General features: G+C 65.0%; 24 protein-coding genes and 1 tRNA gene. 12 read left to right on the forward strand and 13 right to left on the reverse strand.

All coding sequences use genetic code 11. The features are described 5' to 3' along the window. Positions 1 to 6: 6 nt before the first annotated feature. From MU449_RS04190 to MU449_RS04215, 6 genes are all read left to right on the forward strand, one after another. Positions 7 to 675 (forward strand): RraA family protein, encoded by a 669-nt coding sequence (locus MU449_RS04190; protein WP_244736755.1) that lies wholly within the window; start codon positions 7 to 9, stop codon positions 673 to 675. Then, positions 672 to 2369 (forward strand): gamma-glutamyltransferase, encoded by a 1698-nt coding sequence (gene ggt, locus MU449_RS04195; protein WP_244736756.1) that lies wholly within the window; start codon positions 672 to 674, stop codon positions 2367 to 2369. Before MU449_RS04190 ends, ggt begins: the two co-directional genes overlap by 4 nt. Further along, positions 2366 to 3109 carry an SDR family NAD(P)-dependent oxidoreductase gene (locus tag MU449_RS04200; protein ID WP_244736757.1) on the forward strand — a complete coding sequence of 248 codons (744 nt, stop codon included), beginning with the start codon at positions 2366 to 2368 and terminating at the stop codon, positions 3107 to 3109. Before ggt ends, MU449_RS04200 begins: the two co-directional genes overlap by 4 nt. A 262-nt stretch (positions 3110 to 3371) precedes the next feature. Then, complete coding sequence (locus MU449_RS04205) at positions 3372 to 4961, forward strand: GAF domain-containing protein (protein ID WP_244736758.1); 1590 nt, start codon at positions 3372 to 3374, stop codon at positions 4959 to 4961. Positions 4962 to 5019: 58 nt separating this feature from the next. Continuing rightward, a complete protein-coding gene (locus MU449_RS04210) occupies positions 5020 to 5424 on the forward strand; it encodes a PRC-barrel domain-containing protein (protein ID WP_244736759.1) in 405 nt (134 codons plus the stop codon). Positions 5425 to 5499: 75 nt separating this feature from the next. Further along, positions 5500 to 5841, forward strand: coding sequence for a PRC-barrel domain-containing protein (locus MU449_RS04215; RefSeq protein WP_244736760.1), 342 nt, complete (start codon positions 5500 to 5502; stop codon positions 5839 to 5841). On the opposite strand, the gene MU449_RS04220 is transcribed toward MU449_RS04215, so the two are convergent. Together MU449_RS04220 and MU449_RS04225 are read right to left on the reverse strand one after the other, a co-directional pair. Continuing rightward, positions 5842 to 6231, reverse strand: coding sequence for a DUF1178 family protein (locus tag MU449_RS04220; protein WP_244736761.1), 390 nt, complete (start codon positions 6229 to 6231; stop codon positions 5842 to 5844). 56 nt (positions 6232 to 6287) lie between these two features. Beyond that, complete coding sequence (locus MU449_RS04225) at positions 6288 to 6749, reverse strand: NUDIX hydrolase (protein ID WP_244736762.1); 462 nt, start codon at positions 6747 to 6749, stop codon at positions 6288 to 6290. 144 nt (positions 6750 to 6893) lie between these two features. Here MU449_RS04225 and MU449_RS04230 point away from each other — a divergent pair, with 144 nt between their 5' ends. Further along, a complete protein-coding gene (locus MU449_RS04230) occupies positions 6894 to 8012 on the forward strand; it encodes an acetoin utilization protein AcuC (RefSeq protein WP_244736763.1) in 1119 nt (372 codons plus the stop codon). Here MU449_RS04230 and tpiA read toward each other — a convergent pair. From tpiA to MU449_RS04255, 5 genes are read right to left on the reverse strand one after another with little or no spacing between them, the layout of a single operon-like run. Continuing rightward, positions 8009 to 8719 carry a triose-phosphate isomerase gene (gene tpiA, locus MU449_RS04235; RefSeq protein WP_244736764.1) on the reverse strand — a complete coding sequence of 237 codons (711 nt, stop codon included), beginning with the start codon at positions 8717 to 8719 and terminating at the stop codon, positions 8009 to 8011. The genes MU449_RS04230 and tpiA overlap by 4 nt on opposite strands. Before the next feature lie 55 nt (positions 8720 to 8774). Next, on the reverse strand, positions 8775 to 9122 hold the full coding sequence (locus tag MU449_RS04240) for a HesB/IscA family protein (protein ID WP_244736765.1): 348 nt from the start codon (positions 9120 to 9122) through the stop codon (positions 8775 to 8777). Between the two features lie 7 nt (positions 9123 to 9129). Further along, a complete protein-coding gene (locus MU449_RS04245; RefSeq protein ID WP_244736766.1) occupies positions 9130 to 9489 on the reverse strand; it encodes an SUF system Fe-S cluster assembly protein in 360 nt (119 codons plus the stop codon). A gap of 42 nt (positions 9490 to 9531) precedes the next feature. Next, complete coding sequence (gene dtd, locus MU449_RS04250; RefSeq protein ID WP_244736767.1) at positions 9532 to 9966, reverse strand: D-aminoacyl-tRNA deacylase; 435 nt, start codon at positions 9964 to 9966, stop codon at positions 9532 to 9534. Continuing rightward, positions 9963 to 10868 (reverse strand): carbohydrate kinase family protein, encoded by a 906-nt coding sequence (locus MU449_RS04255; RefSeq protein ID WP_244736768.1) that lies wholly within the window; start codon positions 10866 to 10868, stop codon positions 9963 to 9965. Before MU449_RS04255 ends, dtd begins: the two co-directional genes overlap by 4 nt. A gap of 122 nt (positions 10869 to 10990) precedes the next feature. On the opposite strand from MU449_RS04255, the gene MU449_RS04260 reads away from it, so the two are divergent. Continuing rightward, positions 10991 to 12172, forward strand: coding sequence for a glycosyltransferase (locus MU449_RS04260; protein WP_244736769.1), 1182 nt, complete (start codon positions 10991 to 10993; stop codon positions 12170 to 12172). On the opposite strand, the gene MU449_RS04265 is transcribed toward MU449_RS04260, so the two are convergent. From MU449_RS04265 to MU449_RS04275, 3 genes are all read right to left on the reverse strand, one after another. Next, entirely contained in the window at positions 12138 to 12695 is a 558-nt protein-coding gene (locus MU449_RS04265) for a DUF2585 family protein (protein ID WP_244736770.1), read from the reverse strand. The genes MU449_RS04260 and MU449_RS04265 overlap by 35 nt on opposite strands. 4 nt (positions 12696 to 12699) lie before the next feature. Continuing rightward, positions 12700 to 13242, reverse strand: coding sequence for a type 1 glutamine amidotransferase domain-containing protein (locus tag MU449_RS04270; RefSeq protein WP_244736771.1), 543 nt, complete (start codon positions 13240 to 13242; stop codon positions 12700 to 12702). Positions 13243 to 13325: 83 nt separating this feature from the next. Further along, complete coding sequence (locus MU449_RS04275; protein ID WP_244736772.1) at positions 13326 to 14987, reverse strand: BCCT family transporter; 1662 nt, start codon at positions 14985 to 14987, stop codon at positions 13326 to 13328. Between the two features lie 273 nt (positions 14988 to 15260). Here MU449_RS04275 and MU449_RS04280 point away from each other — a divergent pair, with 273 nt between their 5' ends. Further along, positions 15261 to 16211, forward strand: coding sequence for a glutathione S-transferase family protein (locus MU449_RS04280; protein WP_244736773.1), 951 nt, complete (start codon positions 15261 to 15263; stop codon positions 16209 to 16211). A gap of 63 nt (positions 16212 to 16274) precedes the next feature. Then, positions 16275 to 17063 carry an alpha/beta fold hydrolase gene (locus MU449_RS04285; RefSeq protein WP_244736774.1) on the forward strand — a complete coding sequence of 263 codons (789 nt, stop codon included), beginning with the start codon at positions 16275 to 16277 and terminating at the stop codon, positions 17061 to 17063. 89 nt (positions 17064 to 17152) lie between these two features. Here the strand turns inward: MU449_RS04285 and MU449_RS04290 are convergent, their stop codons facing one another. Both MU449_RS04290 and MU449_RS04295 read right to left on the reverse strand, forming a co-directional pair. Beyond that, complete coding sequence (locus MU449_RS04290) at positions 17153 to 18751, reverse strand: Hint domain-containing protein (protein ID WP_244736775.1); 1599 nt, start codon at positions 18749 to 18751, stop codon at positions 17153 to 17155. Positions 18752 to 19224: 473 nt separating this feature from the next. After that, a tRNA-Cys gene (locus MU449_RS04295) sits at positions 19225 to 19298 on the reverse strand. Positions 19299 to 19723: 425 nt separating this feature from the next. Between MU449_RS04295 and MU449_RS15780 the strand changes: the two genes are divergently transcribed. Next, positions 19724 to 22216, forward strand: coding sequence for a Hint domain-containing protein (locus MU449_RS15780; RefSeq protein WP_280517628.1), 2493 nt, complete (start codon positions 19724 to 19726; stop codon positions 22214 to 22216). Here MU449_RS15780 and moaA read toward each other — a convergent pair. Beyond that, a complete protein-coding gene (gene moaA / locus MU449_RS04315; protein ID WP_244736776.1) occupies positions 22213 to 23211 on the reverse strand; it encodes a GTP 3',8-cyclase MoaA in 999 nt (332 codons plus the stop codon). The two genes, MU449_RS15780 and moaA, sit on opposite strands and share 4 nt — an antisense overlap. 78 nt (positions 23212 to 23289) lie before the next feature. Here moaA and MU449_RS04320 point away from each other — a divergent pair, with 78 nt between their 5' ends. Then, positions 23290 to 23742: a hypothetical protein gene (locus MU449_RS04320; RefSeq protein ID WP_244736777.1), complete on the forward strand. Its 453-nt coding sequence runs from the start codon at positions 23290 to 23292 to the stop codon at positions 23740 to 23742. Positions 23743 to 23756: the final 14 nt, after the last annotated feature.

The raw sequence follows: 23756 nt of genomic DNA on the forward strand, positions 1-23756 counted from the left end.
AGAGTTATGAGCTACAAGATCAACCCGATGCCCGAACAGATCCCGCAGGCCGATCTGGACCTGCTGGCGCAATGTGAAACGGCGACGATGGGCCATTGGCGCCAGTTCGGGTTCCTGTCGCGCCAGATCCAGCCGCTGATCCCGCGCCGCCGGGTGGTGGGCACGGCGGTAACCATCGCCATTCCGGGGCCGGATTCGACGCTGCTGCACCATCTGCTGTCGTTGATCCGTCCGGGCGATTTCGTCATCGTGGATCGCCTGCACGACGACCGCTATGCCTGCTGGGGCGGGGGCGTGACGGTGGGGGCCAAGGCGGCCGGGGCCGTCGGCGCGGCGGTGGACGGCCCGTGCACCGACCTTGAGGAGATCGAGGCCTCGGACTTCCCCATGTGGTGCCGTGGCATCTCGCCCATCACCACGCGGCTTTACGACATCGGCGGGGCGATCAACGTGCCGGTGTCCTGCGGCAACACCGTCGTCATGCCGGGCGATGCGGTTCTGGCCGACGAATCCGGTGTGTTGGTCCTGCCGCGCGACGAAGTGGCGTCCGAAGCGCAGAAGGCCATCGACACGCAGGCGCGCGGCAAGGGGCGCGAAGGGCAGGTCCGCGCGGGTGAGGCGAAGCTGGGCGATCTGTCCGGGGCCACCGCCCGCGTCATGGCCAAGCTGGCATGACCGCGATGCTGCCCTTCACCTGCGAAAAGCGGCCCGCCCACGGGGCCGGTGGCATGGTTGTCGCGAACCACCCCATGGGGGCGGCGGCGGGGGCCGAGATGCTGGCGGCGGGCGGCAATGCGGTGGACGCCGCCGTCGCCACCCTGCTGACCCTGACGGTGGTGGAGCCGATGATGGTCGGCATCGCGGGGGGCGGTCTGTCGCATATCCGCATGGCGGATGGCACGAACATCGTCATCGATGCCCTGTCCAGTGCGGCGGCGTCGATGACGCCCGACATGTATACCCCCGTGTCGGACGAGCCCAAGCGCTATATGGACACCGTAGGGCGGCGCAGCATGGTCGGCGCGTCCGCCGTGGCCGTGCCGGGCAACCTGCGCGGCTGGTGCGACATGCAGGCGCGGTTCGGCAAGCTGCCCTTTGCCGATGTGGTGGAACCGGCGATCCGCGCGGCCTCGCGCGGGTTCACCGCCACCCATTACCTGGCGGGCGCGGTGCAGGAATTCGCGAACGATCTTCTGGCCGATCCGGCCATGGCGGCGGTGGTTGCGCCCAAGGGCGATCTGCTGCGCCATGGCGACCGGGTGGTCATGGGCGATTACGCCGAAAGCCTGCGGCTGATTCAGACCGAAGGGGCCGGGGCGCTGCATGGCGGCGCGCTTGGGGCGGCGCTGGTGGACCGCATGGCCACGGGCGACGATCACACGGGCTTTCTGACGCTGGAGGATCTGGCGGGATACACGGCGCTGGACCGAACACCCATCGCAGGCACCTATCGCGGGTATGAGGTGATCGGCCCGCCGCCGCCCGCGTCGTCGGGGGTGCATATCACGCAGATGCTGAACATCCTTGAAGGGTATGACGTGAAGGGGCTGGGTTTCGGCACGCCCGCCGGGTTGCATCTGCTGGCCGAGGTGCTGAAGATCGCCTTTGCCGACCGCCGTCAAAGCTCGGGCGATCCGGCCTTTGTCGATGTGCCGGTGGCGCGGCTGACCTCCAAGGCCTATGCCGCCGACTGCGCGGCGCGGATCGGGGGGCCGGTCGGGGCCTTCGTCGCGGGGCGCGAAAGTGCCGACACCACGCATGTGACCGTGGCCGACAAGGACGGCAACATCGTCACCGCCACCCACACGATCAACGGGCTGTTCGGGGCGCGGTTCGTCGTGCCGGGGACGGGGATCATCCCCAACAACTATATGATGAACTTCGATCCGCGCCCGGGCAAGGCGCTGTCTGTGGTGCCGGGCAAACGGGTGCCGACCTCCATGGCGCCGATGATCGTGATGAAGGACGGGCGGCCTGCCTTTGCCTTGGGAATGCCGGGCGGCCTGCGGATCTTTCCGTCGATCTTGCAGGGGATCGTCAACCTGATCGACCACGGGATGACCGTGCAGGAGGCGGTGGAGGCCCCCCGCATCTGGACCGAAGGCCATGTGGTGGAGGTGGAGAAGGCCTTCGCCCCCCTTGCCCCGGAGCTGCAGGCCATGGGGCACGACATCAAGGTCATGCCCCATATCGGCGGCGGGATGAACGCCATTGAGTTCGGGACCCAAGGCGATATGACGGGGGCGGCCTGCTGGCGTGCCGATGGCACGGCGGTGGCCCTTGGTGGCGGGTTGGCGCGGCCCGGGGTCCGGTTCTGGCCCGACCGCGCGCCCGACGATGCGCAGACGACAACGAAGGATGTGAAATGAAAACTGTCTTCATCACCGGCGCGACCGCCGGCTTCGGTCAGGCGGCGGCGCGCCGTTTCGTTACGGGCGGCTGGCAGGTGGTCGGCACCGGGCGCCGCGCCGAACGGCTGGAGGCGCTGCGCGCCGAGTTGGGGGATGCGTTCCACCCCCTGTGCGTCGATGTCACGGATGAGGCGGGTATGTCCGCCGCGATCGACGGACTGCCGGCCGGGTTCGCGGGCATCGACCTTTTGATCAACAATGCCGGGCTGGCCCTTGGCACCAAGCCCGTGCCCGACGTGTCCCTGACCGATTGGCACCGGATGGTGGACACCAACATAAAGGGCCTGATGGCCACCACGCTGAAACTGATCCCGGTGCTGAGGGATCGCAAGGGTGGGATCATCAACCTATCCTCCATCGCGGGCAACTGGCCTTATGCGGGCGGCAACGTATATGGCGCGACGAAGGCGTTCGTAAAGCAATTCAGCCTGAATCTGCGGGCTGATCTGCACGGGACGGGGGTGCGCGTCACCTCGTTGGAGCCGGGCATGGCCGAAAGCGAATTCACGCTGGTGCGGACGAACGGGAACCAGCAGGCGCATGACACCCTCTATGCCGGGGCGGCGCCGCTGACCTCGGACGATCTGGCGGAAACGATGTGGTGGCTGGGCACCCTGCCGCCGCATATCAACGTGAACGTGCTGGAAGTGATGCCGGTGAACCAGTCCTTTGCCGGACTTCAGGTGCACCGCGCATGATCGTCGGGGCGCGGCCCGCGCCGCGCCCCGGAAATGTCAGGTCAGATAGATGATCAGGACGATGATGATCGCCGCGCCGACCAGAATGCCCGTGCGTCCCATGATCAGCGCCCCCCTGCAGGATGGACATGGCACGCCGCGAGGGCTGGCCTGACAGGCGGGCGGGGGTGGGACGTCATGGGAAGCTCCTTTAGCTCTTGCAAAAATCAACGCCTTCTATAGAAAAATGTTCCGGTTATCTTCCTGAAAGTTTTCCCTGCCCGTGCCCGAGAACCTTCGTTATGAGATGTTGGACGCCTTGGGTATTCTTGATACCCCGGTGGAACGGTCGTTCGACAATCTTGCGCTTTTGGCGCGGTTGGCCTGTCGGACTCCCATCGCCCTGATCTCGTTGCTGGATCGCGACCGGCAGTGGTTCAAGGCCGCGTCGGGCACGGACCTGATCGAAACCCCGCTGAGCCAAAGCATCTGCGCCTTCACCGTGGCGCAAGGCACACCGCTGGTGATCCACGATCTGCGGTTGGACGAGCGGACCGCCAACAACACGCTCGTGACCGAGGGGCCGGAGGTCCGCTTCTATGCCGGGGTGCCGCTGCGCGTTCATGATGTGCTGATCGGGGCGCTGTGCGTCATGGATTACGTCCCCCGGCCGCAGGGGCTGACCGAGGACGAACTTCTGGCGCTGACCACGCTGAGCCAGCAGATCTCCACCGAGATCACGATGCGCCAGCGTCAGGTCCGCTGGGTGTCGGATGTCGAACAGCACAACGCGTCCTTGCGGCTGGCCGCGGAACAGTCGCGCGCCTTGGCCGATCTGGGCGACCGCCTTCGTGGGGCCAGAACGGCAGCCGAGGTGGTGACGCTCGGCTCGGCCTGCATGGCCGACGTGTTGCGCCCCACCCGCGCGGGGTTCGGCATCGTGGACGAGGTTGCGGAACGCGTCGAGATGCAGCCCGAGTGGCGGATGCCGGGCGTTTCCTCCTTGGCCGGGACGCATCATTTCCGCGATTACGGCAGCTTTCTGGACGATCTGAAGCGGTCGGAACTGGTGATCATCCCCGACGTGGCCGAGGATGAGCGCACGAAGGAGCAGGCCAAGGCGCTTCTGGATATCGGCATCCGGGTGCTGATCAACGTGCCGATCTTTCACGATGGCGAATTCACCCTGGTCAGCTTCGTGCATTTCGATTGGCCCCGCCCACTCAGCGATGCCGACGTCGTCTTCATTCGCGCCGTCAGCGACCGCATCCATTCGGCCCTGATGCATCTGCGGTCCGAGGAAGACCGCCGCATCGCCAATCATGAGATGAGCCACCGGCTGAAGAACACCTTCGCCATGATCACCGCCGTGGCGCGACAGACCTTCGGGGCGATGGACAAGAACGCGGTCGCCATATTCTCCAGCCGTCTGGGGGCCATGGCCTCCGCCTATGACCTTTTGGCGCATGAACGGTGGGTGGCAACGCAACTGGGCGCGATCATTGCCGGGACGGTGCAGGTGGCTGGCGGGGCGGACCGGGTTCTGGCGGTCGGCCCCGATGTGGACATGGGGTCGGAGGTGGCGCTGTCCACCACCATGCTGCTGCACGAATTGACCACGAACGCCATGAAGTATGGCGCGCTGTCCGTGCCCGGGGGGCGGGTGCATATCGATTGGTCCATCGAGGACCGCCATCTTGTTCTGACATGGACCGAGACGGGCGGCCCCCCGCCCAACCCGACGCCGGGGCGAAAGGGGTTCGGCTCACGGCTGATCCAGGCAGGTCTGGGCAGCGGCGATGCCGATATCGACTATCTTCCCACCGGCTTGCGCGCGACCTTCCGCGCACCGATGGAACGCCTGAGCCGGTAGGGCGGAACCCCGGCCCGCCCGACACGTTGCCCTTCCAGAGACCAGAAGGAGCAACGACATGAAACGCTTGGTAACCTCGGCAGCCGTATTCGGCCTGACGGCATCGATGGCGATGGCGCAAACGGCCCTGCCCAGCGGGAGCGTCCGCGTCGACGACATCAAGGATGGCGACATCTACAGCATCCAGACCGGCATCGAACAATCGACCTTCGGCAACGCAACCTACACCCAGATCAGCACCGATTGGGACGATATCGGCGAGATCGAGGACGTGGTTTTGTCGGATGACGGTCAGATGATCGGCATCATCGCCGAAGTCGGGGGCATCCTTGGCCTGGGCGACAAGGACGTGTTCCTGCCCACGGATGCCGTTCGCCTCATTCCGGGCGAGGATGGCCGCTATGCCTATGTCACGCGCTTGTCGCTGGAGGAGCTGAAGGCCCTTCCGGACGCCGACCGCTGATACCGAAGCCGGGGGCAGGGGAACCTCTGTCCCCCTTGCACGTTTTTACCGCATGTCATTTTGGGAGGAGACATCATGGCCAGCAGCACGATTTCCAGCCGCGAAGTGGACGGCACCAAGGTCTACAGCCCCTCGGGTGAGAAACTGGGCAGCATCGACCACATCATGATCGACAAGCAGTCGGGCAACGTCGCCTATGCCGTCATGGGTTTCGGCGGCTTCCTCGGTATGGGCGAAGGGCATCATCCGCTGCCGTGGCGCAAGCTGCGTTACGATACCGAACTGGGCGGATATGTCACCGATGTGACCAAGGACCAGCTGGAAGGTGCGCCCGTGCGTCCCGACAACTGGGAAGATGACCGCGCATGGGCCACATCTTTCTACGGCTATTACGGCGTGGCACCTTATTGGGTGTGATCAATTGGCCCGTCGCGTCGGCCGGAAGGGCAGGGGTGCCACGGGAATATCGTCTTCGATAAGGCGGCGCACGTCCTCAAGACGGGCCTCGCCATAGATCGACCGGCCCGGCGCCTCTCCGTTGTGGATGCGCCGGGCTTCTTCAGCAAATTCGGTGCCGACATAGGTGGAGGTGGCCTCGATCTCTCGTTTCAGGTCGGCCAGCGCCTTGCGCCGATCTTCCGACGTTGCGGTGACGCTGGGGGCCATCAACGCCTTTTCCACATGAGTGGATACGCATTCCGAACATGTGACCTGACCCGCGCGCAGCAGCGCGTCGAACGTATCGGACGAGGCATACCATCCGTCAAACGCATGGCCGTCCGCGCATTTCAGGTCGTATCGGATCATGCCGTTTCCCATCGTCTCACACGAACTGAGGTACGGATATTCCGCCGACATTCAAGTCATGTCATGGGGGAGAAGTGGCCCAGCAACGCCCGAAGGGCGTGTTCGTCCACGCGTCGGGCCGCCTCTGACACGGCGAACCATTTCCGCCGCCGCTGCTTGGCTTCGGGGTAGCGTTTCGCAAGGGCGTCGACACGCAGGTCATAGACGTCCACCTCGCATGGAAGGTGCCGTTCCCGCGGCGAGCCGCGCCCGACAACCTTGTCATAGGCATAATGTCCGATGACCGCCCCGACCGTTCCCGACACGCCCGCCTCCTCCCATGCTTCCTGGGCCGCGGAATTGGCGTCGACCTGCCCCTTGACCGGCCAGCCCTTCGGCATCACCCATCGGCCGGTTTCGCGGCTGGTGATCAGAAGAACCTGCACCTCGTTGCCCTTGCGCCGCCAGCACAAGGCGCAGACCTGCCGCCGGGCGGACAGGGTGGGTGGGGGAAGCCGATTGTCGGTCACTTCGGGCATGGGCGTGTTCTGGGGCTGGGGAGCGGACAGGGTCCGGGAAAAGGGCGGGACTTTCAAGCGCCTGTCGGAAAAACACCAAAATTCGGGATTACGGCGACACGCGGCCTATCGTTCGATGGGGCCATTACAGCGCAGGGCGATCCGTTGCATCCTTCCTTTCCCATTCTGATCGGGGCTGAAATCTATCGCCATTCCAGCTATGGTCGGGCGCATCCGCTGCGGGTGCCGCGCGTGTCCACCGTGCTGGATCTGGCGCGCGCCTTGGATTGGCTGCCCGCCGCGCAATATCGCACCAGCCCGCGCGCAACGGCACAGGCGCTGTCGGCATGGCACGACCCCGCCTATATCCGCGCTTTGCAGGAGGCGGAGGGGCGGAAAACCCCGACCGAGGTCATGTTGCAGCGCCATCATCTGGGCACCCTGTCGAACCCGCTGTTCCCCGAAATGTTTCGCCGCCCCGCCACCGGGGTGGGGGGCATGATGCTGGCCGCCGAACTGGTGCGGGACGGTGGGGTGGTGCATGTGCCGGGGGGCGGCACGCATCACGGGATGCCAGATCGGGCCAACGGCTTCTGCTATCTGAACGATTGCGTGCTGGGGATGCTGGCCTTGCGCCATTTCGGAATGCAGCGCATCGCCTATGTCGATATCGACGCGCATCATTGCGACGGGGTGCAGGCGGGGTTCGCGGGCGATCCCGACATTCGCCTGATATCCGTCCATGAGGAGGGGCGCTGGCCCTTCACCGGGCTGTTGGAGGACGATGCGGGGGGGAACGCGTTGAACCTGCCCGTGCCGCGCCGGTTCAACGATACCGAGATGCGGGCGATCCTGCAGGATCTGATCCTGCCCGCCGTGGACCGCTTTGCCCCCGATGCCATCGTGCTGCAATGCGGGGCGGATGCGGTGGAGGAAGATCCGCTGTCCCGGCTGGCTTTGTCCAACAACGCGCATCGCGAGGTGGCTTTGGCGCTGCGCGATCTGTGTCCGCGCCTGATCGTGACGGGCGGCGGTGGATACAACCCCTGGTCGGTGGGGCGCTGCTGGGCCGGCATCTGGGCCGCCCTGTCGGGGCAGGACGTGCCCGACCGCCTGCCCCCCAAGGCCGAGGCGGTTCTGCGGGGGCTGAGCTGGGGCGGCGGCGCGCGTCCCCCACCGGAGGAGGGGATGATGACAACCCTCCTCGACCCCCCACGCGAGGGGCAGGTGCGGAGCGAGGTGCGGGACCGCATCCGCACCCTGCGCCGATCGTGGGCGTTCTAGGTCAGCGCGGCGATGATCGCGCCGAAATCGCTGGCCTTCAGACTGGCGCCGCCGACCAGGGCCCCGTTGACGTTGGGCAGTGCGAAAATCTCGGCGGCGTTGGCGGGCTTGACCGAACCGCCATAAAGCAGGCGCACCTGATCGCCGAACCGCGGGGCAAGGCGGTCGCGCAGGAAGGCGTGCACCTCGGCGATCTGTTCCAGCGTGGGGGTGCGGCCGGTGCCGATGGCCCAGACGGGTTCATAGGCGACGACGATATCCGTCGCCCCATCGGGCAGCGAGCCGTCGATCTGCGCGCCGATCACGTCAAGGGTGCGCCCGGCGTCGCGGTCGGCCTCCATCTCGCCCACGCAGACGATGGCGGTCAGGCCCGCCTCCTGCGCGGCCTTCACCTTTTCGGCCACCTGAGCGTCGGTTTCATGATGATCGGCACGGCGTTCGGAATGGCCGAGGATGACATAGGTCGCCCCCGCCTCGGCCAGCATTTGGGCCGAGATGTCGCCGGTATGTGCGCCGGAGGGGTTCGCGTGGCAATCCTGCCCGCCGACCGCGATCCCCGTCGCCACCATGCGCGACAAAAGCGTGGCGGGCGGGCAGATCAGCACATCGCAGGCGGGGGAGGGGTGGGCGGCCAGAAGGGCCTCGACCTCGGCCAGGTCCGCGCCCGTTCCGTTCATCTTCCAGTTTCCGGCAGCCAATCCGCGCATGATATCTCCTTGGGTTTGCACCAAAGGCTAGGGCATGGCGGGCAAAAGGAAAAGATTACTCGCGGAACTTCACCGATTCCCCGCAGCCGCAAGCATCGACCACGTTGGGGTTGCGAAACTTGAACCCCGATTCCAGAAGCGAGGTTTCATAGTCGATTTCCGTCCCGAACAGGAACATCTGCGCCATGGGGGCGATCATCACCCGCGCGCCGTCCTGTTCCACCGTCTCATCCATGGGATCGACGGCGGCGACATAGTCCATGGTGTATTCCATGCCCGCGCAGCCGCCCTTCTTGACACCGATCCGCAGCCCGGCGGACTGCTGTCTGGTCATCAGGCGGGCGATCTGTTTCGCGGCGGCGGGGGTGATGCTGACCGCCTGCTTTCCGGGAATGTTGAACATCGTGTCCTCACATGAATCCGAGTTCGAGACGCGCTTCGTCCGACATCATCTCCATCCCCCAGGGCGGGTCAAAGGTCATGCCGACATTGACATGCTTGACCCCCGGCAGGGGTTCGACGGCGTCGGCGACCCAGCCCGGCATCTCGCCCGCCACGGGGCAGCCGGGGGCGGTCAGGGTCATCAGGATCTCCACCTCGGACGCGTCGTTGATCTCGATGGTGTAGATCAGGCCCAGGTCATAGATGTTGACCGGGATTTCGGGGTCATAAACCGTGCGGCAGGCATCGACCACCTGTTCATAGAGCGGATGGTCGGTGGCGGACGGCTTGATGATCGGGGCGCCTTCGGCGGCGGTGGTGTCGGTCATGGGCGGGATCCTTTGTTCCCCCCGAATATAGGGATGCGGGCCCTATGCCTCAACCCAGATCGTGACGGGACCGGAATTGACCAGCGCAACCTGCATGTCCGCCCCGAAGATGCCGGTTTCGGTGGGCACCTGCGCGGCCATGCGGGCGACGGTGTGATCGTAAAGGCGCCGCCCGTCATCCGGCGCGGCGGCGGCGGAAAAACCGGGGCGGGTCCCGCGCGACGTGTCGGCGGCCAGCGTGAACTGGCTGACCACAAGGGCCGCGCCGCCGGTGTCCAGCAGCGACAGGTTCATCTTGCCCGCGTCGTCGCGGAAGATGCGTTGCTTCAGGATCTTGGCCACCAGCGCGTCGGCATTCGCCTCCGTATCGCCCTTCATCGCGCAGACAAGGATCAGAAGGCCCGCCCCGATCCGCCCCGTCACGGCCCCATCAACCGTGACCGACGCCTCGGAGACGCGTTGCAGCAGCGCCCTCACACTTCGCGCGCCCAGGGCGGGTTGGCCCCCGCGCGTGAGACGGTGATGGCGGCGGCACGGATGCCAAGGGTCAGCGCCGCGTCCAGCAGATCGTCGGACAGGTCCGCCACCGCCGTTTTCGTCAGCGCCCCCGCGCGGTCCAGCGCCGCCAGAAACCCCGCGTTGAACGTGTCGCCCGCGCCCACCGTGTCGGCCACGGTCACCTTGCGGGCGGGCACGCGGCGCGTCGTGCGGCGGGTAATGGCGCGCGCGCCCTCCGCCCCTTCGGTCAGCAGAACCACCTTCGGCCCGCGGTCCAGCAACGCTTGCGCCAACGCCACCGTATCCCCCGGACCTTCCAGCCAGTGCAGATCCTCATCCGACAGCTTGACGATGTCGGCCCCGGCCATCATCCGCCCGATCCGGTCACGATACCGCGCGGCGTCGCGGATGAAACCGGGACGGATGTTGGGGTCCAGCATGACCACGCGCGACGCGGATTCGCGCGCAAGCAGGGCGGCATAGGTGTCGGCGGCAGGTTCGCTGACCAAAGAGATGCCGCCGAAGAACAGCGTGCCGATGGTTTCGGGCAGGGCGGGCAGATCGCCTTCGGACAAAAGCCGCCCGGCGGTATTCTCGTCATAGAAGGCATAGCTGGCCTGCCCGTCGGTCAGGGTGACGAAGGCCAGCGTGGTGGGCCGGTCGCTGCGCGGCGCAAGGCCGGTATCGACATGGGATGCCGCAAGCGCCTCGGTCAGCTTCGCGCCGAAAAGATCGGTGGACAGGCCCGACAGGAATCCCGCCTGCGCGCCCAGACGGCCAAGGGCGATGGCCGTGTTGAACACCGCGCCGCCCGCATGGGGCACGAACGCCCCGTCCTTCGGCAGCATGTCGATCAGCGCCTCGCCGCAACACAGGATCATGGTCCGTCCCCCCAGATGTTTGCGCCGGACATTATCGGCCTCTGATCCACCCTGCAATGACGGATGGGGATTGACGCGCGGGCGGCGGCGGTCCCACATGGCCTGCCAATCCGAGACCTGTCATGCGCTTTGCCGTCCTTTGCCCACCCTATGCCAGCCACCTGCACGCGTTTTCGGCGCTGGCGGCCGGTCTGGTCACGCGCGGGCATGAGGTGACCTTCGTGCTGCCCGAAGGGGTGGAGGTGGCGGGGGATGTGAAGGTTCTGCGATGCGGGCCGCCCCCGTCGCATGTGGGGCTTCGTCGGCACGCCATTTCGGCAGGGGTGCGGCGGATGGATCATCTGTGCCGCATGGCCGACCGCCTGCGGGATATGGACGTCATACTGGGCGATCAGACCGAACCCGCGACCGGCCTCATCGCGGATTATCTGGGCCTGCCGCAGATCTCCGTGGCCTGCGCGCTGCCGTTGGATCCCGCGCCGGGGGTGCCGCTGCCGTTTCTGGGCTGGCCTTTCGATCCGTCCGAACGCGGTCTGCGCCGCAATGCCGGGGGGGAACGGGTGGCGCGGATGATCCTTTGGCGGCAGAACCGCATGATCGCGTCCTGGGCCGACCGCTTCGGTCTGGGTCCGCGGCGGGGGATGGAGGAGTGCCTGTCGCCGCTGTTGACCCTGTCGCAGACCCTGCCAGGGTTCGACTTCCCGCGCCCCGAGGGTCCGGTGGTGGAGGTGGGGCCCCTGCGCGGACCGGAACGCAGCGTGGTGTCCGACATCCGGCCAGACCCGTCGCGGCCCTTCGTCTATGCCTCGTTCGGGACCTTGCAGGGGCACCGTCTGCACCTTCTGCGGCGCATTGCGGAGGGGTGCCGGCGTGCGGGGGTGCAGCTGTTGGTTTCGCATGGCGGCGGATTGTCCGACGCGCAGGCCGACCGAATCGGCGCGACGTGGGTGCGGGCCTTCGTGCCGCAGGAAACGGTGCTGGACCAAGCGGATCTGTGCATCACCCATGGCGGGCTGAACACGGTGATGGAGGCGTTGATGCGCGGCGTGCCGTTGCTGGCGATTCCGCTCGCCTTCGATCAGTTCGGGGTGGCGGCGCGGGTGGTGCATCACGGCGCGGGTCTGCGCCTGTCGCGCCATCGGCTTGGGGTGGAAAAGGTTCAGGCGGCGGTGGAGCGTTTGTTGCGCGATCCCACCTTCGCGCGCAATGCGGCCCGCTTTCCGGCGGGGGGCGGGGTAAAGATGTCGGTGGACCGGATCGAGGCCGCGCTCATGCCGCGCCGAACGCTCGTAGCAGCGCAATGACATAGCCGTCGTCGATGGCCAGACTGACCCCGACCTCGATCGCGATGACGATGGCGATCACCGCCGCCGCGTGAAGCCGACCGGCGACGAAGGCACCAAGGGCGGCGGCCAGCGTGTCACCGATCGAATTGGGAATGCTATCCCCGAAATATGCCAGCGGATCGCCCGGTTCATAGCCGAACATCGCGATCATGGGTGGCAGGTTTTCCGCCACCTCCCACAGGACCGACGAAAAGACGACGAGCAGGACGATGTCCTTGGCGGGCCAGGCGGGCCGTAGGGCGTGGAACAGAACCGCCAGCGCCATGCCGAACCCCACATGCAGCAGGGAATAGGCGTCGGCGGGGTGCTGGGAATTGCACTCGGGCGAGGGGGCCATCTGGAACACCCCCTCGCACCCTGCGCCCCAGCCACGCCCGAGGATCACCAGCGCGCCGACCTGTGCCACGGCCAAGGCGATAAAGGCGAGGGGCAGCGGAAACCTGCGGCTTGGGGCGACATGGTGTTCCACCGACCCGTCCATGGGATCAGTCGCCGGCGATCATGTCGATGACCGCGTCGCAGAAGGCGGGCAGGTCGTCCGGCGTGCGGCTGGTCACGACGCCGTCGTCCACGACAACCTCCTGATCGACCCAGGTGCCGCCCGCGTTGCGGATGTCGGTGCGCAGTGACGGATAGGAGGTGAGGGTGCGTCCCCGCGCCTCATCCGCCTCGATGATCAGCCACGGGGCGTGACAGATGGCGGCGACGGGCTTGCCCTGTTCGAAGAACCGGCGGACGAAGGTGGTCACGTCCTCATCCGCGCGCAGCGTGTCGGCCCCCACGGTGCCGCCGGGAATGACCACGGCGTCATAATCGTCGGTATTGGCGTCCATGAAGGTCAGGTCGACCGGGTGCTGGCCCTTGGGCGACAGATCGCCTTCAACCGTGGCCGCGTCGTCTGCCTTGGTGCTGATCACGACGACCTTGGCGCCCGCTTCGGTCAGCGCCTTCTTGGGCTGGACGAATTCGGCATCCTCGGTTCCCTTGGGGGAAATCAGCAGGGCGACGGTTTTTCCTTGCAGGCGCATTCGGCTCTCTCCGATATGTGGTTACCGAAAGAACGAGGCGCGGCAGGGGAAAGTTCCGCCCCCGAAGGGACGGAACCGAAAGGTTAGCGCGGTTCGCGCATCAGGCCCACGACCAGCGAAACCGCGGCGCCCAACAGAACGATGGCGAAGGGAAAGCCGGTCGACACGGCCATGGCCTGAAGCGCGGTCAACCCGCCCCCCAGCAACAGCGCGATGGCGAGCATACCTTCGAACGTGGCCCAGAACACCCGCTGCGGCACCGGCGCGTTCACCTTGCCGCCCGCGCTGATCGTGTCGATCACCAGCGAACCGGAATCCGACGAGGTGACGAAGAACACGCAGACAAGCAGGATCCCCACGACCGAGGTGATCGCGGTCAGCGGCAGATGGGACAGCATTTCGAACAGCTGGATTTCCAGCGCCGCGTCCTGCACCGAGGTCAGGCCTTGGGTCACGACCTGGCTGATGGCGGTGCCGCCAAGCGCGGTCATCCACAGCGTGGACACGATCGACGGGATGATCAGCACGGCCAGCAGGAATTCCCGCACGGTGCGGCCCCGGCTGACACGGGCGATGAACATGCCCACGAACGGCGACCAGCTGATCCACCATGCCCAATAAAATGCGGTCCAGCCCTGACGGAAGTTGTCATCGTCGCGCCCGATCGGGTTGGACAAGGCGGGCAGGTATTCGACATAGGCGAGCAGGTTCTTGAAGAAGCCCGAGACGATCTGCGCCGTGGGCCCGACCAGCACGATGAACAGCAGCAGAAGGGCCGCCATGGCCATGTTGATCTCGGATAGAAGTTTCACGCCCTTGTCCATCCCGGCCAGGACCGAGGCGGCGGCGATGGCGGTGATCACGATGATCAGGAAGATCATCATGCCGGTGCTGCTGGGAATGCCGAACAGGAAGTCCAGACCGGCGGCGGCCTGCTGCGCGCCGATGCCAAGCGAGGTGGACAGGCCGAAGATCGTCGCAAAAACCGCGAGGATGTCGATCACGTGCCCCGGCCAGCCCCAGACGCGTTCGCCCAGGACCGGATAGAAGATGGAGCGGAAGGTGAGCGGCAGGCCCTTGTTGAACGAGAACAGCGCCAGCGACAGGGCGACGATGGCATAGATCGACCACGGATGCAGCGCCCAGTGGAAGATGGTCGCGGCCATGGCCAGACGGCGCGCCCCCTCTTCGTTGCCCGCCATGCCGTTCAGGGGGGCCCAATCGATGCGGGTGCCGTCGGCGGCGAATTCGGGACCCGCGAAGGCCGCGGTGAAGTTGCCCAAGGGTTCGGACACGCCATAGAACATGAGGCCGATGCCCATGCCCGCCGCGAACAGCATCGAGAACCAGGAGGCGTAGGAATAGTCCGGGGTGGCCTCCGGCCCGCCCAGACGGATCCGGCCAAGCGGCAGGATCACCAGCGCGATGCACAGCACCACGAAGATGTTTGCGGTGATGATGAAGAACCAGTCGAGGTTCGAGGTCAGCGCATCCCGCAGGCCGGCGAAGGCCGGCCCCAATATGTTCTGGAACATCAACGTCAGCAGGGTGAAAGCCACAATGCCAATGGCCGAGACGCTGAAGACGACGTTGTGAATGTCCAGTTCGAACACGAACCGGCGGCGGTAGCTGATATTGTCCTGACCGATCTCGTATTCGGTCTCGATCACCTGGGTCGCGCCCTCGGGGGCGGGAATGGCCTCCGGGGTTTCAGGGTCGAGTGGGACTTGCGGAGTGTCTGTCAAATGCACTGTCCATATGTTGTTTCAAACGGCGAGGGGGCGATCTGTGCAGAGGTGGGATCACGCGCCATCACCGGCCTGTTACCGCAGATAGGCCGAAAAAGCGACCCGACAGGGGCGATTAACGCAAATCCCTCTTGCGGCAGGGGTGTGGCTGGCGGATTTCGGGGTCAAACCGCCCCTCGGGTCCACCGGGCACCCGCCCGTGACCGGGGCGGCCTGTCAACGGCGGGGCGCGCGCCTATGTCCCCCCTGAACACCATAGAGGAGACGATCATGGGGCAGCTTGTCGATGGGGTCTGGCAGGCCGGGGGCGTCGTTCCCGACAGCGCCGACGGCCGCTTCGCGCGGACGCAAAGCGGGTTTCGCAACTGGATCACGCCGGACGGTTCCGCCGGGCCAAGCGGCGAGGGTGGCTTTGCGGCCGAACCGGGCCGCTATCACCTCTATGTCAGTCTGGCCTGCCCCTGGGCCCACCGAACGACGATCCTGCGGCGCTTCAAGGGGTTGGAGGGCATGATCGGCCTGTCGGTCGTCCATTGGCACATGGGCGAGCAGGGCTGGTCGTTCGAGGACGGCCCCTGCGTGACGGGCGACCCGGTTCTGGGCGCGGATCATATGCACCGCCTGTATTCTGCCGCCGCGCCGGATTACACGGGCAAGGTGACGGTTCCGGTTCTTTGGGACACGGCGCGGGGCACGATCGTGTCGAACGAATCCGCCGAGATCCTTCGGATGTTCAACACGGCTTTCGACGGTGTGGGCGCGAAAGCGGGGGACTATTACCCCCAACACCTTCGCTCGCGCATCGACGCGCTGAACGACCGCATCTATCCCACGCTGAACAACGGCGTCTATCGTGCGGGATTTGCCATGACGCAGCAGGCCTATGACGAGGCGGTGGCCGAGGTGTTCGGGACGCTGGACTGGCTGGAGGGCGTTCTGGACGGATCGCGCTGGTTGACGGGGGATGAGGTGACCGAGGCCGACATCCGCCTGTTCACGACGCTGGTCCGGTTCGATCCCGTCTATCACGGCCATTTCAAATGCAACCTGCGCCAGATTCGGACCTATCCGAACCTGCACCGGTATCTCCATGCGTTCCTGACGCTTCCGGGTGTGGAGGAGACGGTGAACATGGAGCATATCAAGCGCCATTATTACGAGAGCCACCGGCAGATCAATCCGACCGGCATCGTGCCGCAGGGGCCCGTGCCCGCCGTGTGATCGTGGGGGGCGGGAACGCGATGACGGGTGAGGAGTTTGCCCCCGCCCAACCTTGGACCCGTCATGCCCCATGCCACCGCCCGCCCGACCTTCGTTCTTCTTCATCCGCTGGGGGGGAGCGCCCGTTCCTGGGACGATCTTCGGCCCCATCTGACCCCGGTGGGGAAGTGTCTGGCGCTGGATTTGCCGGGGTTCGGCGATCTGGCGGCCCGGGGGGCGTCAAGCGTCCAAGCGACGCTGACCCACCTGCAGGACCGCGTCCGGGCAGAGGTGGCGGGCCCTTGGGTTGTCGTGGGGCACAGCATGGGCGGCAAATTCGCGACCCTCATGGCGGCGACCCGGCCCGAGGGGCTGGCGGGCGTGGTTCTGATCGCCGGATCGCCACCCTCCCCCGAACCGATCGACGAGGCGCGTCGTCGCACGATGCTGGGCTGGGTCGCGGACGGGCCGATGACGGCGGACCATGCGCGCGAGTTTCTTTCCGGGAACACCGCCGGTCCGCTCCCATCGGCCTGCGCCGACCGGATGGTTGCCGACCTGTGCCGAACGTCGCCCGCGGCGTGGACGGGGTGGCTGACCGAGGGCGTTGCGGAGGATTGCCGCGCGCAGGTGCCGGTGATGGATGTGCCCGCCCTCATTCTGGCCGGGCAGTCGGACGGGGATCTGGGGCCGGGGGCGCAGCGCAGGTTGAACCGGCCGTTCTATGCCAAGGGAACGGTCGAGGTGATCGACGATGCGGCCCATCTGATACCGCAGGAGCAGCCCGCGGCGGTGGCGGCGCAGATTGCGGCGCTGTGGCGAAGGGCCGCGGGGGGGCGTGACGGGCCCTCGCGGGTGGAACGGGCGCATTGAAGGCCGCCAGGTTGCGCGAATGCCCGCCGGTCTGAAACAGAAATAACCCCGCGCGTGGCGGGGTTATTCATTTCAGCCCTGGTTTACGATCAGGCCAGAAGCGCGGCCGTTTCACGCCGTTTCAGCACGCGACGTGCGGTCTTGCCATAAGCATCGCAGGACGAACGCAGCGTCGGGAACAGGGCGAACAGCTCCTCCCGGGCGCGATCGTTCATGCCGTCCACGCCATAGCTTCCGGGATGGAAGCTTTCGCTGGGAACACCATTGGCGAAGATCACCTCGTGCTGGTCGAAAAGCAGGTGGATATAGGTGATCTGATCCTGCGTATCGACGGTCACGAATTTACCGTCCACCATGTGGCGGGCGGACACAAAGACCTCCCGCTGTCCGAACAGCAATTCGGCGCGGTATCCTTCAATCAACATGCGGTGCTGGGGCGAGACCAGAATGTCGCTTTGCAATTCGGGAATTGCCCCGGAGCTGATTCGGATCGGCGCGAAATCGCCCTGCGCGCTGACGGTCGAGGTGCCGATCCAGCGCACGGGCTGAAGGCCGTTGTCGCGCGTGACCACCAGATCGCCAACCGCAAGCGTCTCGATCGCCCGGGGCCCGCTGACCGTCTGGATCATCGTTCCCGAGGTGAAGCAGACGATCCGTTCGATATTCGTGAAGTTGATGATCGTGCCGTCCGCCAACACGACATTGCCGGATTTCGACGGGCCATTCGTCTCCGTGATCGTGACCGTGTAATCCTGGGTTAGCGTGCCAAGATCGAGCGTGTCTCCCAAACCCCCGTCGGACAGATCTTCGGCGCCGCCATCGATCGTGACGACACCGCCTTCGGCTTCCGGATTGCGATTTGTGTCGGCGTCCCAGATGAACCGGTCGTTGCCCGTGCCGCCATACGCCTCATCGGTGCGCCCGAAATAGATGGTGTCGTCGCCACCGTCGCCATAAAGCGTATCCGCGCCTTCGCCCCCATAAAGGGTGTCGTTGCCGTCAACCTGATTGAGAGCCGCCGGCGGGACGCCCAGCATGGTGCTGTTGGCAAGGTTCTGACGCGCGCCCCCGGTGTCCGGTCCGGTGATGCTGCCTTGCAGAACGTCCGCTCCGCCGTTTTCCCAATACTGTATCTCGATCGAGTAGGTCTGGTTGGGATCGAGCTGGACTGTGGCCGAACGCTCGGTCGTGCCCTGATGGTAGTCGTTGTTCAGATACGGCAGGACCGCGCCGTCCGCATTCGTGAAGTTGAGGGCGTTGCCGTCCGCATCGCGAATGATGACGCGCGACCCGTCGTCCGAAGATGTGGTGAGCGTATAGGTGCCGCCGGAGGTGACGTTCAGCGTGCTGGTGAAAATAACGCCAAAGTCATTGGCATCGTTCGTCAGCGGTGTTCCGCGGGACACGTTGGCAAGGTTGCCGACGTCGAAATCCGTGACATAGCCGCTTCCCACCAGCTCACCCGAGGTGATCGTGGGGGCCTGGTTGTTCGACCCATCGAAATCGCGGTCATAGACGGCATAGCTCCACTGCCCCTCGACGGGGCCATCCCCGCGAATGACTTGGCCGTTCGGACCACCGGTTACGATGTCCGAGCCGCCCCCGCCGGTGACGGCACCGTCATCCGCCGCCCCTTGGACGGTTTGATCGGAATTGGTCGCAGGATTTGAGCTGGTGTTCGAAGGCATGTGCAATCACCGGAAATAAGGGGGGGGGAGGGGAGACAACTTTGAGTTGCTTTTACCGGCCTTGAATAAAATAGCGAGCGATATTCGCGCGAAGCTCAATAATTTTCTGTGAAGCTTAAAACTGTCACATTTTGGATCGAGGACGGTTTTCGTAATCGTGTCGGAAAAGAAAACCCGGCGGGGATGGCATAGAGACTTCGCGCGGCGATAAGTGTCCGTTCCTGAGCGGCTCATCCTGTGCCGGAGATTCTGATCTGGCGACACATGGCGTGGACCCGAACCTCCGATGCGGCGGGATTCGAAGAGGAAACATCCGTCAAACGGGGGCGGTGCTCATGACCCGCCATCCCTGAGGGTGATATGGGAAGAATTGTGCCGTCGGCTGATCCATTGCGACGAAGGCGATGAGGTGGTCTGCATGGTCAAACCTTCGCCACCGCACGGGGCGATCATCTGAACCAGCTTTGAGGAGATGGAGGCGGGTACCGGAATCGAACCGGTCTTCACGGATTTGCAATCCGCTGCGTAACCTCTCCGCCAACCCGCCGTTGCCCGAGGTAGGGAGGGTTTAGTGCATCCTCGCGCGGGGTGCAATAGGGTCCTCCACGGCCACCTTAGGCTATGTGCGCGGCTGGTTTGGAGGGGGCGCGACGGTGAAGAACGACGCGCGAGCACAAGGCCAATTGATTCGTTTCAACCCATAATTGTTTTAAACGACACGCATTAAGAGAGTAATTCAACCTTGGGTGTAATGAAAATAAATTCAATAAACCCAGAAACGAACCCATTGTTATCAATGGCATGGGTGAAATAATACTCTGTTAACCATTAAAACTGCGACCGATTTGTCGCTATTTTAAAAGCGGTGCCAAAGGAACGGTCCCGCGGTTTGACCCTCGCGCGGAACAGGCGCTTCGCATCACTTCCAACCATCATCGGGCGCATGCCGCCCCCATGACACAGGAGTGTGCGATGACCAGCCAATCCAGCGGCGGCACGGCAACCAACGGCAACGATACCCTTTACGGGACCGATGGCAATGACACCATCGACGCGAAAGGCGGCAACGATGTCGTCTATGGCAAGGGCGGGGACGATCTTCTGATCGGCGGCTCGGGCAATGACACGATCTTCGGCGGCGCCGGCAACGATACCATCTATGGTGATGTGAAAGACGGCGCGGCTCAGGTCACGTCGTCCACCATCCAGTGGAAGGAATTCCAAGACGCCAAAAGCCAGCAGGTCGAGGACGGCCCGATCAAGATGACTGTGGGCTATAACCCGACGGGGCAGAACTCTTCGGGTCAGATCGTCGAATACGGCGGCCAGTCCGGTGTCCGCATGTATCAAAGCGGCAAGGGTGCGACGGACACCCTTACGACGAAGTTCAGCCCGACGTCCGCCGACGGCACCACGACGGTCGATAACGTCAGCTTCAAGATTCACGACATCGACTGCTATTACAGCGACAAGGGGAACTTCGTCGATGTGGTGACGATCCGCGCCTATGGGCCGGACGGCAAACTTCTTCCGGTAACCTATACCTATGGTGGCCAGCCCTCGGTGACGACCACGGGCGAAGCGGTCATCAAGGGGGCCACTTCGGCCCGCACGAACGGCCCGCTGGACGAAAAGGGCATTGCCCAGATCGTCATCAAGGGCCCTGTTTCCAAGATTGATGTCATCTACACCAACGGCGCGTCGAGCAATGCCTATCACCCGCATGAGATCTATGTGGGCGACATGAGCTATACCGCGACGTCCAATCAGGAAGGCGACGATGTCCTGTATGGCGACGATGGCCATGATGCCCTGTATGGCGGTGGCGGCAACGACACCCTGCACGGCGGATCGGGGAACGACTCGCTTAACGGCGGGACGGGCAACGACAAGCTGTATGGCGGCAGCGGCAACGACACGCTGAACGGCGGGGCAGGGGCCGATTATCTGGATGGCGGCAGCGGCATGGATTATGTCGATTACCGCGATTCAAATGCGGGCGTGAACATCGACCTGGGCAAGGGCATCGCCAAGGGCGGTCATGCCGAAGGCGACACGCTTGTCGGCATCGATGGCATCTATGGTTCGAAATTCGATGACACGCTGATCGGGTTCGACAACTCCAGCAAGGATCCCAACGACACCTACACCAACGTCATTCATGGCGGTGACGGCAACGATTTCATCGATGGGCGTGGTGGGGACGACTCCCTCTATGGCGACGCGGGGGATGACACGATCCTGGGCGGCGACGGCAACGACTACATCGAAGGCGGCACCGGAAACGACTCCCTGAAGGGCGAAGCGGGCCACGACACGATTCTGGGCGGTGACGGCGACGATTACATCGACGGCGGCACCGGGAACGACGTCCTGAAGGGCGATGCCGGCAATGACACGATCCTGGGTGGCGAAGGCGACGATTACATCGACGGCGGCACCGGGAACGACCTTCTGAAGGGCGGCGCTGGCAACGACACGATCCTGGGCGGTGACGGTGACGACATCATTGACGGCGGTGCGGGGAACGACCTGCTGAAGGGTGGTGCGGGCAATGACGTTCTGGTCGGCGGCCTTGGCAAGGATACGATGCTGGGCGGGGACGGAAACGACCTGCTGGTCATCGGCCGGGGTGACGATGCGAGCGGTGGAAACGGAAACGACTACTTCTGGCTGGATGACTCGATCGACCGCGACATGGTCAAGGATCGCGACATCTATGTCGATGGTGGCGATAACGAGGCCGTCTCCAAGGACAACCCGGGCGACGTTCTGAACCTTGGCAAGGCCGAGGGCTGGCGTAACCAGAAGAACATGAACGACAAGGGCCTGTGGGACGGTTCGGGCGTCGTGACGTTGAAGGACGGAACGAAGGTTCACTACAAGAACATCGAGCAGGTGATCTGCCTGACGCCCGGCGCGATGATCCTGACGACCTCCGGTCTGCGTCCGGTCGAAACGCTGCGCGCGGGTGACATGGTCATCACGCGGGACAACGGACCGCAGGCCATCCGCTGGATCGGCAACTCCACCGTCTCGGGCCAGGGCGCCTTTGCACCGGTGCGGTTGCTTCAGGGGGCGGTGCCCGGACTGACGGCCGATCTGCTGGTGTCGCCGCAGCACCGGATGCTGCTGCAATCCTTCCGGTCCGAACTGATGTTCGGCGCGCGTGAGGTTCTGACGGCGGCCAAGCACATGGTGGACGGCACCCGCGCCGTGATCGAGGAAGTGGAGCAGGTGACCTATCTGCACATGATCTTCGACAAGCACGAGGTCATCTTCGCCAACGGCGCCCCGACCGAGAGCTTCCATCCCGCCAGCTACAGCATAGGCGGTTTGGCCGAGGCCACGCGTGAGGAACTGTTCGCGATCTTCCCCGAACTGCGCGCAATGCCCGACAGCTATGGCCAGTCGGCACGCCGGGTTCTCAAGGCCTATGAGGCGAAGGCCCTGCTGGCGGCCTAACCGCCGGTATGGCTCATGTGGCGGGGCATCTGTCCCGCCACGGTCTGACGACCGTAGTCGAAATCGTGGCCTTTCGGCTTGCGGGTGATCGCGTCACGGATGGCCGCGCGCAGAACGTCCTCATCGTCGCTGTCGCGTAGAACCGCCCGCAGATCGGCGCGATCCTCCTGTCCCAGGCACAGATACAATTCGCCCGTGCAGGTCAGCCGCACGCGGTTGCAGCTTTCGCAGAAATTGTGGGTCAGCGGCGTGATGAAGCCGATCTTCTGCATCGTTTCGCCGACGCGCACATAACGGGCAGGTCCGCCAGTCCGTTCGGTCAGCGGATGCAGGGTGAAGCGTTCGGCCAACCGGGCGCGCAGATCGGCCAAGGGCCAGTATTGATCCAGCCGCCCCTCCATATCGCCCATCGGCATCACTTCGATGAAGGTCAGATCGTGCCCTTCGCGTGCGCACCAGTCGGCAAGGGTGAAGAGCTCGTCCTCGTTGAAGCCCTTCAGCGCCACGGTGTTGATCTTTACGCGCATCCCGGCCGCCTTGGCGGCGGCAATCCCCTCCAGCACCTGCTCAAGCCGGCCCCAGCGGGTGATGTGGGTGAACTTCGTTGCATCCAGGGTGTCCAGCGACACGTTGATCCGCCGCACGCCGCAGGCGGCCAGGTCATCGGCATATTTCGCAAGCTGCGACCCGTTCGTGGTCAGCGTCAGCTCCTCCAGCCGTCCGCTGTCCAGATGGCGGGACATGGCGCGGAAGAAGGACATGATGTTGCGCCGGACCAGCGGCTCCCCCCCGGTGATCCGCAGCTTCTTCACGCCCAGATCGACGAAGGACGAACAAAGCCGGTCCAGTTCGTCCAGCGTCAGAAGGTCGGCCTTGGGCAGGAACGTCATCTGTTCCGCCATGCAATACAGACAGCGGAAATCGCAGCGGTCGGTGACCGACACGCGCAAATAGGAAATGGGACGCTGGAACGGGTCGATCAGGGGGGCTGTCATAAGGGGGGAGATAGGCCGTCCCAACCGATCTCTCAAGGGTCCATTGACGGGAAGGGGGGATGCTCTACCCTCCCGGTCATGCGTGTCATATTCCTTGCCCCCCTCCTCCTCGTTGCCGGCTGTTCGCAACTGCAGCAGATCAGCAACCCGTCGCCCGCCACTGCCCCGCCGGCGGCGCAACCCTCAGCCCCGCCGCCCGCCATCGGCGCCGGGGCCGCGCGGTCGGTCGACAGTTACGACCTGACCTCCGCCGCCGAGCGTGAGCGCGCCCTGGCGACCCCCGCCAGCGCGGGGGCCGAGCGTCTGGCATCCGTGGTCGTCACCCTTGGCAACGCGGCAGAGCCGGGGTTCTGGCTCCGCTCCTCGCTTGTCAAGCAGCCCGCCAAGGGGCGGGTGGAGACGTCGGACGGCCAATCGGTCGCGGTGGACCTGCTGCCGGGGGCCGGGTCGGCGCAACTTTCCCTTGCCGCCTATCGCGCGTTGGGGCTGTCGCTGACGGCGCTTCCTCAGGTGGACGTGTATCGCAACTGACGGTGTCGTTCACG

Source organism: Falsirhodobacter halotolerans (genome assembly GCF_022899245.1).
Lineage (GTDB): Bacteria > Pseudomonadota > Alphaproteobacteria > Rhodobacterales > Rhodobacteraceae > Falsirhodobacter > Falsirhodobacter halotolerans.